Annotated in this window: 13 protein-coding genes and 1 pseudogene; 1 reads left to right on the forward strand and 13 read right to left on the reverse strand. The window is 38.4% G+C overall.

The window, feature by feature from the left end:
* Window positions 1-37 precede the first annotated feature (37 nt).
* The 13 genes and pseudogenes from larC to OTK00_RS07465 form a co-directional block, all read right to left on the reverse strand.
* Window positions 38-1,152: pseudogene (gene larC / locus OTK00_RS07405) on the reverse strand (nickel pincer cofactor biosynthesis protein LarC).
* A 28-nt stretch (window positions 1,153-1,180) separates the two neighbouring features.
* Window positions 1,181-1,942, reverse strand: coding sequence for a nickel pincer cofactor biosynthesis protein LarB (gene larB / locus OTK00_RS07410; RefSeq protein WP_045169699.1), 762 nt, complete (start codon window positions 1,940-1,942; stop codon window positions 1,181-1,183).
* Window positions 1,943-1,965: 23 nt separating this feature from the next.
* Window positions 1,966-2,778: an ATP-dependent sacrificial sulfur transferase LarE gene (gene larE, locus OTK00_RS07415; RefSeq protein WP_045169700.1), complete on the reverse strand. Its 813-nt coding sequence runs from the start codon at window positions 2,776-2,778 to the stop codon at window positions 1,966-1,968.
* Window positions 2,779-2,796: 18 nt separating this feature from the next.
* On the reverse strand, window positions 2,797-3,669 hold the full coding sequence (locus OTK00_RS07420) for an aldose epimerase family protein (RefSeq protein ID WP_045169701.1): 873 nt from the start codon (window positions 3,667-3,669) through the stop codon (window positions 2,797-2,799).
* Between the two features lie 19 nt (window positions 3,670-3,688).
* On the reverse strand, window positions 3,689-5,155 hold the full coding sequence (guaB, locus tag OTK00_RS07425; protein WP_045169702.1) for an IMP dehydrogenase: 1,467 nt from the start codon (window positions 5,153-5,155) through the stop codon (window positions 3,689-3,691).
* Between the two features lie 34 nt (window positions 5,156-5,189).
* Window positions 5,190-5,714 carry a DUF6106 family protein gene (locus OTK00_RS07430; protein WP_045169703.1) on the reverse strand — a complete coding sequence of 175 codons (525 nt, stop codon included), beginning with the start codon at window positions 5,712-5,714 and terminating at the stop codon, window positions 5,190-5,192.
* Between the two features lie 42 nt (window positions 5,715-5,756).
* Window positions 5,757-6,308: a signal peptidase I gene (gene lepB, locus OTK00_RS07435; RefSeq protein ID WP_045169704.1), complete on the reverse strand. Its 552-nt coding sequence runs from the start codon at window positions 6,306-6,308 to the stop codon at window positions 5,757-5,759.
* A gap of 91 nt (window positions 6,309-6,399) precedes the next feature.
* Entirely contained in the window at window positions 6,400-8,760 is a 2,361-nt protein-coding gene (locus tag OTK00_RS07440) for an endonuclease MutS2 (protein WP_045169705.1), read from the reverse strand.
* 114 nt (window positions 8,761-8,874) lie between these two features.
* Window positions 8,875-9,279, reverse strand: coding sequence for a HEPN domain-containing protein (locus OTK00_RS07445; RefSeq protein ID WP_045169706.1), 405 nt, complete (start codon window positions 9,277-9,279; stop codon window positions 8,875-8,877).
* The gene (locus OTK00_RS07450) at window positions 9,272-9,619 is read right to left on the reverse strand and encodes a nucleotidyltransferase domain-containing protein (RefSeq protein ID WP_082054638.1); all 348 of its coding nucleotides are present in this window, start codon (window positions 9,617-9,619) and stop codon (window positions 9,272-9,274) included. Before OTK00_RS07450 ends, OTK00_RS07445 begins: the two co-directional genes overlap by 8 nt.
* Before the next feature lie 22 nt (window positions 9,620-9,641).
* Window positions 9,642-10,901: a glutamate-5-semialdehyde dehydrogenase gene (locus OTK00_RS07455; RefSeq protein ID WP_045169707.1), complete on the reverse strand. Its 1,260-nt coding sequence runs from the start codon at window positions 10,899-10,901 to the stop codon at window positions 9,642-9,644.
* An 8-nt stretch (window positions 10,902-10,909) separates the two neighbouring features.
* Window positions 10,910-11,716, reverse strand: coding sequence for a glutamate 5-kinase (proB, locus tag OTK00_RS07460; RefSeq protein ID WP_045169708.1), 807 nt, complete (start codon window positions 11,714-11,716; stop codon window positions 10,910-10,912).
* A gap of 18 nt (window positions 11,717-11,734) precedes the next feature.
* Window positions 11,735-12,037, reverse strand: coding sequence for a hypothetical protein (locus OTK00_RS07465; RefSeq protein WP_045169709.1), 303 nt, complete (start codon window positions 12,035-12,037; stop codon window positions 11,735-11,737).
* A gap of 121 nt (window positions 12,038-12,158) precedes the next feature.
* On the opposite strand from OTK00_RS07465, the gene thpR reads away from it, so the two are divergent.
* A complete protein-coding gene (thpR, locus tag OTK00_RS07470; RefSeq protein ID WP_045169710.1) occupies window positions 12,159-12,713 on the forward strand; it encodes an RNA 2',3'-cyclic phosphodiesterase in 555 nt (184 codons plus the stop codon).
* The last annotated feature ends 46 nt before the right edge of the window (window positions 12,714-12,759 follow it).

Consider the following 12,759-nt stretch of genomic DNA (forward strand, 5'->3'; position numbering starts at 1 on the left):
CTATTATCTTTGATGGCAACCCCCAGCCCATTTTATTTTACTCGGTCAATTTTTTAATGTCTTCAAACTCCAATTTCAGCCTTTTTATGTCTTTATAAGAACTGATCTTCAGCCTCAGTGGCAGTTCTTTTATATCTTCCTGCCTTCTTTCCATTTCAATACGCTCAAGCTCAACATACCTGACACCTATTGTAGATGTCCATCTAAAGACCGCATCCACTACATTTTCAAAATCATCATATCTAACAATCACCCCGAGCTTGTATGCAGGTCTTCCTTTTTTCATATAAATGGGAGTAAAATACACATCCAGTGCACCGGATTGCATTATTCTATCCAGAGCAAATGAAAGCTCTTCCCCAGTCATATCATCAATGTTAGCAAATATCTCAAAATATTCTTTGCTTTTATTCAGTTTTTTTTTCCTATAATAGCTCTCACTATATTTGGAATAGGAAGGTCTTTTGTCCCACTGCCATATCCAATTTTTTCTATTTGCATTCTTGGCATATTCACAAATCCATTTGAAACTGCTGCCGCAATCCCTATACCGGTTGGAGTTACAAGCTCAGAGTCAATATCAAGAGTTGCAAGAGGAATACCATTTTGTCTTGCTATCTCCAAAACAGCCGGTGCCGGCACAGGAATTATTCCGTGCATTGACTTTGTAAACCCTCTTCCATCACAAAGTGGTGAGAACAAAACCTCCTGAGGCTTTAAATACTCCATACAGAGCGAAAAAGCGACAATATCCACAATTGAATCATCAGCGCCCACTTCATGAAACGCAACCTCTTCAATGTCCATACCATGGACAGCTGCCTCGGCTTTTGCAATCTTTTCAAAAATCTTAAGTGATAGGTCTTTTACGGTTTCTTGCAGCTTACTTTCCTGCAAAAGCTTTTTGATATCTTTAAAGGTTCTGTGGTGATGGTGACCCTGATCATTGTTATGATGGTGATGCAGCACATCCACAACAAAGCTTTTGGCTTTAATACCATTTACCGTTTTCTCTTTTATACCAATTTCAACATCAAGCCCAAGCAAATCTATATTCGACTTTAAATACTCAAAGTCAACCCCGGCATCAATCAAAGAGCTGACAAGCATATCTCCCGATATTCCAGATGGCGCATTAAAATAGATAATCATAGCCTTTCAAATCCCCTCTTTCAAAACTTTACAAATTACCGTTTGCCAGAGAATTTATCATATGCGCAACAACCGCCGCACCAAACCCGTTGTCAATGTTGACAACCGCAACACCGTTTGCACATGAATTCAGCATGGTAAGAAGAGCCGAAAGCCCTTTAAAGTTCGCACCATACCCTACAGATGTTGGCACAGCAATCACAGGTTTTGACACAAGCCCAGCCACAACAGATGCAAGCGCACCTTCCATCCCCGCAACTGCCACCACAACATTTGCCGACTGAATTTCATCAAGATGAGAAAACAGCCTGTGAATTCCCGCAACACCAACATCATATATCCTTTTCACATTATTCCCCAGAATCTCCAAAACAACTGCTGCCTCTTCAGAAACTTTAAGATCGGCTGTCCCGGCTGACACGACTGCCACATGACCTTTTGGGTTTTTTTTAACCTCAACTCTTTTGGCACAGACAATCCTTGCGGTTTCATAATAGACTATATCTTCTTTCAGGTTTTCTTTCAAATACTCATAAAGACTTCTACTTGCCCTTGTGCCGATAATATTTACCTCGCCCTTTTCTATCATCCTCTCAAAAATCTTCAAAACCTGCTGCTCAGTTTTACCTTCACAGAAAATAACCTCGGACATACCCTGGCGAATCTTTCTGTGATGGTCTATCTTTGCAAAGTCTATGTCTTCAAACGGAAGTGAGGAAAGCTTTTTTAAAGCTTCCTCAACAGAGAGTTTATCCGCCTTCACATCTTCCAGAATTTTTTTTATATCCATACCCTTCTCTCCATATTTAGATTTTATTGCTGGTTCATACTCCCCATCCTGTAGCCACAAAGATCAAGTGTGACAAATTTAAATCCAAGACTTTTAATTCTATTTGAAATATCCTTTATCAAATCCAGATCGAAAAAACCTGGAAGCTCATCAAAATCAACTTCAATTCTGGCAATATCGCCATGGTGCCTGACTCTTACCTGTCTAAAACCATTCTTTGCCAAAATCTCCTCTGCTTTTTCAACCATCTCAAGCTTTTGCAGTGTCAACTGGCTACCATAGGGAATGCGGGTAACTAAACATGCCATTGATGGCTTATCAAATGTAGGAAGACCAAATTCTTTTGACAAAAATCTTATTTCATCCTTGGTAAATCCAACTTCAAATAAAGGGCTTTTAATACCCTCTTCTTCCAAAGCTTTTCTGCCAGGTCGAAAATCTTTCAAGTCATCTATATTTGAACCCTCAACTATCTGATTCAGCCCCAGGCTCTCTTTTAGCTGCTTTAGTCTTTTTATCAAATCCTTCTTGCAATAATAGCATCTGAACATGTCATTTTTTAAAAAATCTTCATTTTCAAATATATCTCTCTCGAGCACTATCAGTTTTGCACCAATAAAATCAGCAAGCTTTTCTGCTTCCTGTTTTTCTTTCTTTGGACTTAAGACAGAGCTTGAAAAAACAGCAATGCAATTCTCTCCCAAAACATCATGGCACACCTTTAACAAAAAGGTAGAATCAACCCCTCCCGAGAATGCAACAAGTACACTCTTGTACGATAACAAAATCTCTTTTAGCCTTTCAAGCTTCTCATAAGCAAGCTTTTTATCAGCCATCATTAAAACCTTCCTTTTTTACTTTTCATTCAAAACAATAGCAAATGAAGCCTTAAAGGTATCATCTGGTTTTAAATAATAGTATTTGTTCTGAAGATATCCCTCATGTTCTCCCATCCATGGCTCTATACAGACAAAATTGTAGTCTTTTAAAGCCCATACAACAATGTTTTTAAAAATTCTGTCTTTTACAAGCAAAAGCTTTTTGTCCCTGTCAAGAGTAAACTCAATACTATCGCTTCCAACATCAAAAAAATCAAGGTTTATCTCGGGCCTGGAAAAATCCAGCTCTTTGAAATTTTCAAGGTCTACAAACCTCTTTTCAACATCATCAAAACACTTCTCACAGTCAAGCTTCAATGTAAACTCATCCTTGTTACACAGAAAATAAGGATGAAACCCTGCATAAAATGGTAAAGCTTCACTATCATTGTTTTTAACAAGCATTTCTACCCCGAAAATTTCATCGTTTATTGTATATTTGATAAAAAGTTCAAAGTCATATGGATAAAATGTCTTTGTGAAGCTATTGCTTGAAAGCCTCAATACTACCCCATTTTGAAAAAGCTCATCTATATATCCCACAACTTCCCAGGCAGCATCACGCGCAAAGCCGTGATTCTTCATAGGATATTCCTGGCCTTTGAATGTAATCCTGCCATCCAGAACTCTTCCACAGACAGGAAAGAGAATGGGAATCCCGCCACGGACGTTCTTTGTCCTGTCAAAAAGAGTATCTCTGTTAAGATACAGTATGTCTTTACCACTTAAATTGAGTAAAACAACAATTGCACCTCTCTCGGGTGCAACTGTAAAGTATGAGTTCTTTGTCTTTGAGTACACTTTAATAAACTCAAAGCCATTTTCTGCAAAGCTTTCCACAAAGTCCAAACTTTTTCACTCCCTTTTTCTACTCAACATGCAGCGAGTAGTTTGGCGCCTCTTTTGTAATGTAAATATCGTGCGGATGGCTTTCTCTCACACCTGCCTGTGTTACTCTCACAAACTTTGCCTTTTCCTGCAGTTCTTTTATGGTTCTCGCACCACAATACCCCATTCCAGATTTAAGCCCACCAACCAGCTGGAACACTGTATCCTCCAGCGGTCCTTTGTATGGCACTCTTCCCTCAACACCTTCTGGCACAAGCTTTGAAGCATCTTCCTGAAAGTACCTGTCCTTGCTCCCAGCTTTCATTGCCGAAAGTGAGCCCATTCCGCGGTAAACCTTAAACCTTCGACCCTGATAAATTTCACTCTCGCCAGGGCTTTCCTCACAGCCAGCAAACAGGCTTCCTATCATAACAACATCTGCACCGGCCGCCAGAGCCTTTGTAATATCACCTGAATACCTTATACCGCCATCTGCAATGACAGGAATACCGTACTCCTTTGCAACCTCTGCACAGTCCATGATAGCTGTTATCTGTGGAACACCAACACCTGCTACCACCCTTGTTGTGCAGATCGACCCGGGACCAATCCCCACCTTTATACAATCAGCTCCTGCTTTGATAAGATCATATGCGGCTTCTGCCGTCGCAATATTCCCGGCAACAACCTGAAGATTTGGATACTTTGCTTTAATTTTCTTGACAGTTTCAATAACACCCTTTGAATGACCATGCGCTGTGTCAATAACTATAACATCAACCTGAGCCTTTACAAGCGCATCAACTCTCTGTTCTGTATCCTTTGACACACCAACCGCCGCAGCACACAAAAGCCTGCCTTTGCTGTCTTTTGCAGCGTTTGGATACTTTACAGCCTTTTCAATGTCCTTTATTGTAATAAGTCCTTTCAGGTTACCTTCATCATCTACTATGGGCAATTTTTCGATTTTGTGCTTTTTCATAATCTCCTTTGCTTCTTCTAAGGTGATTCCTTCTTTTGCAGTGATAAGATTGCTTGATGTCATAACCTCTTTTATTGGCTTTGAATAGTCAGTTTCAAATCTGATATCCCTGTTTGTAATAATTCCAACAAGCTTGCCATTGATTGTAATTGGAACACCCGAGATGCGGTACTTTGACATCAGCTCCATAGCCTCATAGATTCTATTTTCAGGAGACAGGTAAAACGGGTCGACTATAACCCCATGCTCGGACCTTTTGACCTTGTCAACCTCGCCTGCCTGGTCCTCAACCGTCATATTTTTGTGTATAACACCAATACCGCCTTCTCGTGCAATTGCAATTGCCATACGCGACTCTGTAACAGTGTCCATCCCCGCTGACATGAGAGGAATATTGAGCCTTATGGTTTTTGTAAGATTGGTAGAAACATCCACATCTTTGGGTAGAATTTCACTGTACTGCGGCACAAGTAAAACATCATCAAATGTCAGTGCCTCTTTTATCACTTTATCTTTAAATCCCATTTTTTCTCAATCTCCTTTTAAAAAAGTTTTTTGATTATCTGTAAATCTGATATGGCTTTTTCTGCAAAAATTTCCTGATAGCTTCAACAATTTCATCATTGGGCTCAAACAATATGCGTGTCTTTTTGCCATCCAGGTTTGTAATTATGGCATAAACATTTTCTTCACCTTTGTTAGATGTGCAGTCAAATGACTGGACAATGCTTTTATCATTCTTTTGAGCATTGAACATGCCGCTGTCTTTTGAAGATATGAAATAGTCTATCTTTCGAATATCCAGAGATACAACCCTGCTTCGTTTCCTCTGGGCAACAATCTTGTCTATATCAAGATAATAATTTGTGACAGCATACTCATATTCAACATTGTAGTTTCTTGAAAGATAAATCGCACCCCAGATTGCCAAAATTAGCAAAACCGGTCCCAATGTGTTTAGAACGGGAATAAAGAAGGTGGCAAGTCCCAAAAGCACTCCACCCACTATCATCAAAACCTGTTTTGCCTTCTCACCCGAGGTTTTCTTTCTTACTATAAGCTGTTCATGAAATACGTCATTCATACTTAAAAATCAACCCTCCGCCTCAATTTATCTTTAAAAAAACTATTTCACAACCCCTATCCTTGAAAGAGGCCATATCCTGAATTCAACCTTGCCAATAATATCATCACGCGGAACATATTTGTGCTCCCAGAACCTGCTGTCGTGCGAGTCGTTTCTGTTATCACCCATCATGAAATAATGCCCGGGCGGAACTTTGTAAGGTCCAAAACTCCCAATCATTGGCTCTTTCAGGTAGTTTTCTTTGTATACTTTTCCGTTGATGTACAGAACACCATCTTTTATCTCTATTGTATCACCCGGAAGTCCTATTACCCTTTTGACATACAGTGTCTTTCTGTCATCAGGATATTTGAAAACAACAATATCGCCACGTTTGACATCCTGTATATGCATTGCGTATCCAAGCTTGTACACAAAAAGTCTATCGTTGAGTTGAATTGTGTTCAGCATCGACCCTGTGGGAACAATCACAAGAGAAAACACATACGTTCTTAAAATGAGTGCAACCAGAACCGCTCCGCCTATCCATAAAATCCATTCAATAACTTCCTTTAATAAATTGTTCTGCGTTTTTAATGTGTGTTCTTCCATTTCTGTGCTCGTCTCCTTCTTTGTAAAGAATAGAATTAAAAGCTTAAATATAAGTTTAAATGAATTTATTTATCAAGTCAATAATTACAAACTACTCTTTCAGTTCTACAATCGTAACACCCTGTTCGCCTTCACCATATGTTCCGTCTCTGAAAGACTTCACAAGCGGATGGTGTTTCAAAAAGTTCCTGATTGCCTGGCGCAAAACCCCTGTGCCCTTGCCATGAATTATTGTAACCTGCCTCAAGCCGCCTGTGTACGCATCATCCAAATACTTGTCCACATCCAAAATTGCATCATCGCTTGTTTTACCCCTGACATCAATGAACAGATCAACCCTTTTGTCTTTAAGTTTTACATTCTTTGAGGCTATATATGCCTTTTCTTCTTCATCCTCTACCTCCTCAATATCCGAGATATTGACATTTAGCTTCATGATTCCTATCTGAACTGTCAAATTCCCTTTTGAGTCAGGCAGGCTTTCGACAAAACCCACAGCATCAAAGCTTCTCACATACACCTTTTGCCCCTGGCGAATATCTTTAGGTGGTTTTTTAGTTTTTGAATCCGAGTTTTGACTTTGTTGCTGCGAAATACTCTGAATCAGTCTTTCATACTCTTTTTTCTTCTCTTCTAACTCCTTTAAAATTTCTTTTTCTTTTAAGTTTTCTGCAAGTTTTCGCAGGTCTTTGAAAAGATTTTCTATCTCATACTGTGCTCGTTCTACAATTTCTTTTGCTTCATTTATTGCCTTTTTGCGAATCCTCTCTTTTTCCTGCTCAAACCTTTTCTTCTCCTCTTCATAAGCCGCCTTTAAAGACTGTGCTTCAAGCTTTAATTTCTGAGCAAGCTCAAAACTTTCCTCTGCCTCTTTTCTCTTCTGGTCCATTTGGTTTATTATCATGTCAAGCTCAATTGTCTTTTGAGACAAATACCCGCGTGCCATCTCAACAATGCTTCTATCAAGCCCAAGGTTTGATGAGATTACAAGTGCATTGCTCCTTCCAGGAATTCCTATCAAAAGTCTGTACGTGGGTCTGAGCGTTTTTACATCAAACTCACAAGAAGCATTTTCAAACCGCTGTTCTTGCTGGGCAAATATCTTTAGCTCGCCATAGTGTGTTGTGGCTATAACCCTGCAACCTTTTTTGTGAAGATATTTCAAGATTGCCTTTGCCAGGGCTGCACCTTCTTCAGGGTCTGTCCCCGCTCCAATCTCATCCAATAGCACAAGAGTTTTATCATCTGCATTTTTTGTTATTTCAATTATATTTTTCATATGTGCTGAAAAGGTTGAAAGGCTCTGGACTATACTTTGATCATCTCCTATGTCAGCATAAATCTTTTGAAATACGCAAAGCTGGGAGCCCTCATCTGCCGGGATGAATATTCCGCTCTGGCAAAGAAGGCAAAAAAGCCCAACCGTCTTCAGTGTCACAGTCTTACCACCTGTGTTTGGACCTGTTATTATAAGAACATCAAAATCTTTGCCCAAATGAATATCAATTGGGACAACCCTGTCTTTATCTATCAGTGGATGTCGAGCTTTTTTAAGATTTATAATGCCATCTGTGTTAATGACAGGTCTTACTGCATTCATTTCTTTTGCCCAGATAGCTTTTGTAAATACTATGTCAAGCTCAACAAGCGCATAAAAAGAGCTTTCAATCTCATTATAGTAGCTTGCTATTAAAGAAGATATCACCTGTAAAATCCTTTCTATTTCCTCTTTTTCCTGGTTTTTTAGAATCCTGATTTGATTCGATATCTCAACACACACAAAAGGCTCAATAAATAAAGTTGCACCTGTTGCAGACTGGTCATGGACAATTCCTTTTATTTCGTTTCTATACTCTGCCTTTACAGGAAGCAGTAGTTTTTCACCTCTGATTGTAATAATCGGCTCCTGTAAAAACCTCTGGATTTTTGGGTGGCGAATCATGCTGTTAAGTTCGTCTCTTATTCTACTTTCAAGCTTTCTGATTTTCTCTCTTATTTCTTTGAGAACTGGTGATGCAGTATCCAAGATTTCATCTTCACTTAAAAATGTCCGGTCAATTCTGGATATTATCTCTTTAAAATTCCCAAGCCTGCCTTTTATACTTTCAAGATAGTCAAAGTCCTGTGTATGCGAAAGATAAGATCGAATTTCATGAGAAAGTCTTAAAACTTTTGCAATTTGCAAAATCTCCCGAGGATTTAAAGTTGCCCCCAGCTTTGATTTTTTAAGACCCGGCAGTATATTTTCAAACTCCAAAACTGGTGGATTTCCATACTTCAGAACGTACCTGTAGCCCTCATCCACCTTGTTTAGTTCATTTTCAATGTTGGTAATATCTGCTGATGGTACAAGGTTTTCGAAGTATTCCTTTGCAGGAGCTGACATTGCCATGTTCTTTAAAATTTCTATTATCCTGTCATACTCTAAAGCTTTTAGCGTCTTTTGGTTCAACTTCCAAAACCCCTTCTTAATATGAAATTTGAACTCTCAAGTTTTAATTATACCACAAAACAAAAGCGGGCTGTCTTCATATTTTCGTGAAAACAGCCCTTGATACATTTTCTTTTATTTTTCTTTAAAATGCTCATAGATAAACCTTTCAACTTCTTTAATAAAAAACTCAGCATTCTTCAGTTGATTTTCTGCTTGGTCTCTTGATACCACATAAAAATCATCATAATCACATCTTTCTCTTAATTTAAATGCCGAAGCTACTATTTTATAGAGTTCCCCGTTAAATTTATCAGTATGAATAAAATGTTGATTAAAATATGAAATTACCCCTGAATGTCTTTTCGAATCAAATTTGTTTATTGCATTAACGGCTCGAATAGCATGAAATATTGCATAATAAGACCTATTAACAGAAGCTTTGTAAAGTCCATTCTCATAATTTACTTTAGCAGATTTTAAATCCTCTTTGGCTTTTTCCAGACGGTAAAATGAAAGAGCTTTAGTATACTCATCCATATAATACAATCCCTTCGTTCTCTATGTTTTTATAGTAAGGTAAGATTTCTTTAAATTGCATATATCTCTGATAACTGATATCTACTATAGAAATTAATTTCAAGCTTTTGTATCCAATTTCACTTATTATTTCAACCAATTTATTTTCATAGTCTTTTAACACTTGCTCGTCCTCATCAACCAATACTGCTATATCAATATCAGATTCTTCATTTTGAGTTCCTTTAGCATATGAACCATAGAGGACTATCTTTTTTAGTTTATCACCATATAACCCTTTTAACTCTTCAACCACCTCATTGATAATATCCTGGTACTTCTCCAGTTTGATATCACTCATAACAAATCAGCCCCAATTTACCCTATTTCCTTATCTGCCCGCTTCCATAGATAATGTATTTTATAGTGGTAAGCTCTTTTAACCCCATAGGTCCTCTTGCATGAAGCTTTTGGGTGGAAATTCCAATCTCCGCACCAAAGCCAAATTCAAATCCGTCTGTAAACCTTGTTGAGGCATTTACATACACTGCCGCTGCATCTACACAGTCCAGAAACTTTTGAGCATTGAAATAATCTCTTGTTACAATTGCCTCTGAGTGCTTTGACCCATATTTGTTTATATGCTCTATTGCTTCTTCTACGCTATCAACAACCTTCACACCCATTATTAAATCCAAATATTCTGTGTACCAGTCATCTTCAGTCGCCTGTTTTATTTCAATACCATTTTTACTGCAGATTTCAACCGTCCTGCTGCAACCTCTTATTTCAACACCTTTTGACATCAGTTCTTTTACAATCATTGGCAAAAAGCTCTCTGCTATATTTTTGTGGACAATGAGCTTTTCGGCTGCATTGCAAACGCCGGGTCGCTGTGTCTTTGCATTAATTACAATGTCTTTTGCCATCTCAAAATCTGCGCTGCTATCTACAAACACATGGCAGTTACCAACACCTGTTTCTATCACAGGCACAGTTGCATTCTGGACAACTGTCTTTATCAAATTTGCTCCCCCGCGAGGAATTAAAAGGTCTAAATACTCGTTGAGTTTCATCATTGCAACTGCTGTCTCTCTTGATGTGTCTTCTACAATCTCTATGCTACCTTCCTCAATCCCTGCTTCAATCAGCCCCTCTTTCATTGTCCTGACAAGCGCAATATTGGAATTGATAGCTTCCGAGCCGCCTCGCAAAAGAACACTGTTCCCTGCCTTCAAGCACAAGACAGCTGCATCGACTGTGACATTTGGTCTTGCCTCATAGATTATCCCAATTGCACCAATCGGCACTCTCTTTTGACCAATCACAAGCCCATTCGGGCGCTTCCACATAGAAATAACTTCGCCAACCGGGTCAGGAAGCTTTATTACATCCTCAATACCCCTGCAAATTTGCTTTATTCTGTCTTCTGTTAACTTTAACCTGTCAAGAAGTGCTCCTTTGATGCCTTTTGATACAGCATTTTCCATATCTTTCTGGTTTTCTTGCAAAATAAAATCCATCTTTTCTAATATCTTTTGAGCTATACATGAAAGTGCCCTGTTTTTTTCATTTTCAGAAAGGTTCATGAGTTTTTTCGAAGCCTCTTTTACTTTCTGAGCCTTTTGAAGCAAATCGCTCATATTTCTTTTCACTCCTTCTTTGATAAAAGTTCTTTGCATATAAAAAGTGTACCAACATCTTTCCCTGCCAGAATGTCTCTCAAAATAGAAGGATTTTCGCCATTTGCAATTACCATGGGAATCCCATTTTGCATTGCAATCCTGGCAGCTTCAATCTTGGTCTGCATACCACCTGTTGAGTTAAGACTACCAGCCCCTCCTGCAATGCTCTCTATGTATGAGTCAATTTCATAAACCTCTTTTATAAGCTCTGCATCACTGCTAAGTCTGGGGTCGCAAGAGTAAAGCCCATCAATGTCAGAAAGGATAATTAAAAGGTCAGCACCAATTATTGTTGCAACATAGGCAGACAAAGTATCATTGTCACCGAATTCAAGCTCTTCAATTGCAACAACGTCATTTTCATTCACAATCGGAATTGCCCCAAACTTAAAAAGCTGCTCAAACGTGTTTTTGACATTGAGCATCTTTTTTTCCTCATCAACAACGTCCTTTGTCAATAGCACCTGTGCAACAACCACTCCATACTCGCCAAAAAGCTTTTCGTAAATCTGCATCAAAATGCCCTGTCCAATTGCCGCAAGAGCCTGCTTTTCCTGTGTTGTCTTGTGGTTTTTGGTAAGTCCAAGCCGCCCCAAACCAGATGCAACTGCACCGGATGTGACAAGCACAACGTCCCTTCCTTCATTCTTTATATCAGCAAGGACTCTTGCAAGTTTTTCCAGTCGTGAAAGATTTAGCTTGCAGGTTGGATATGTCACGGTACTTGTTCCAACCTTAACCACAATTTTTCTGGCATCTTCAAAGTTTCTCATCCTGCAGCCCCCAAAGAGTTATTCTTTTTCTATTCTAAAATCATCAAAGGATTTGTTAAAATATACTTTATACTTACCATCACCTTCGACAATGTAAACTTCAGTTTGCGTTGCCAGGTCAATATTGATTCGTGTGAGAAGTTCTTCCTGGATAATTTTAGCGATGTTTGGAATATAGTTTTTGGGATCATTTTCATCAAGACCTTTTATATAAATTGGAAGTTTCCCCTTTTGAGGTTTGTATATCTCCACACTGATAATCCCCGGTGACACAGGTTTGTCAGTAGGATACAGAAGTTTTACATTATAAAGTGCTTCCATTGTCCCTTTCCCCCTGATAAAATTTAAATAGGTTTTTCTTTATTTTAATTCTACCAAATTGTATGCTGGTATTCAAAGATTTTTCTAAAATTTCTTTTGCAAGAAAGGAGAATAAACCAGTATGCGAACATTTATTGGAATTGATTTTCCAAAAAGTCTCAAAGAGCAAATAATCCAGGCACAAAGCTATTTAAAATCAATCAGCAAAAAGGGAAGGTGGAAGTATATTGATAATTTTCATCTTACTTTGAAATTCTTAGGGGAGGTAGAGTATGACCATGTAGAAAAGATTAGAGAGGTTCTGGCAAAAAATCTTGAAGGTTTTTCTTCTTTTTCGCTCAGGATCTTCTCATGTGGGTACTTCAAAGGAAGTAAAGATGTTTTGCGTGTTGTGTATCTAAAGCCGGAGGGCGATTTAGACAAGTTAAACACACTTTATCAAATAGTTGAAGATTCTCTTTATTCAATTGGATTTGATAAAGAAAAAAGAGAGTACACCCCGCACATCACAATTGCCCAGGATGTTATTCTGGATGAGTCTTTTGAAAAATTCAAACAGTATGTTGAAAACTATAAATTTGACCCAATTCCTGTTGAAAGTGTAATTTTGTTCTTGAGCGAAGAGATTGACAGAAAAAGAGTCTACACACCACTTTTTGAGATAAAGTTAAAATAAGCAAGAAAAAATTTCAAATGAAAGGACTAAGGATTTAAATATGCAA

This window comes from Caldicellulosiruptor morganii, from assembly GCF_026810225.1.
In the GTDB taxonomy this organism is placed as follows: domain Bacteria; phylum Bacillota; class Thermoanaerobacteria; order Caldicellulosiruptorales; family Caldicellulosiruptoraceae; genus Caldicellulosiruptor; species Caldicellulosiruptor morganii.

Coding starts and splice junctions, on each gene's coding strand:
- OTK00_RS07430 (WP_045169703.1), bottom strand. CDS start 5,714: ATGAATGACGTATTTCATGAACAGCTTATAGTAAGAAAGAAAACCTCG.
- OTK00_RS07445 (WP_045169706.1), bottom strand. CDS start 9,279: ATGGATGAGTATACTAAAGCTCTTTCATTTTACCGTCTGGAAAAAGCC.
- larB (WP_045169699.1), bottom strand. CDS start 1,942: ATGGATATAAAAAAAATTCTGGAAGATGTGAAGGCGGATAAACTCTCT.
- thpR (WP_045169710.1), top strand. CDS start 12,159: ATGCGAACATTTATTGGAATTGATTTTCCAAAAAGTCTCAAAGAGCAA.
- larE (WP_045169700.1), bottom strand. CDS start 2,778: ATGGCTGATAAAAAGCTTGCTTATGAGAAGCTTGAAAGGCTAAAAGAG.
- OTK00_RS07450 (WP_082054638.1), bottom strand. CDS start 9,619: ATGAGTGATATCAAACTGGAGAAGTACCAGGATATTATCAATGAGGTG.
- OTK00_RS07465 (WP_045169709.1), bottom strand. CDS start 12,037: ATGGAAGCACTTTATAATGTAAAACTTCTGTATCCTACTGACAAACCT.
- proB (WP_045169708.1), bottom strand. CDS start 11,716: ATGAGAAACTTTGAAGATGCCAGAAAAATTGTGGTTAAGGTTGGAACA.
- lepB (WP_045169704.1), bottom strand. CDS start 6,308: ATGGAAGAACACACATTAAAAACGCAGAACAATTTATTAAAGGAAGTT.
- guaB (WP_045169702.1), bottom strand. CDS start 5,155: ATGGGATTTAAAGATAAAGTGATAAAAGAGGCACTGACATTTGATGAT.
- OTK00_RS07455 (WP_045169707.1), bottom strand. CDS start 10,901: ATGAGCGATTTGCTTCAAAAGGCTCAGAAAGTAAAAGAGGCTTCGAAA.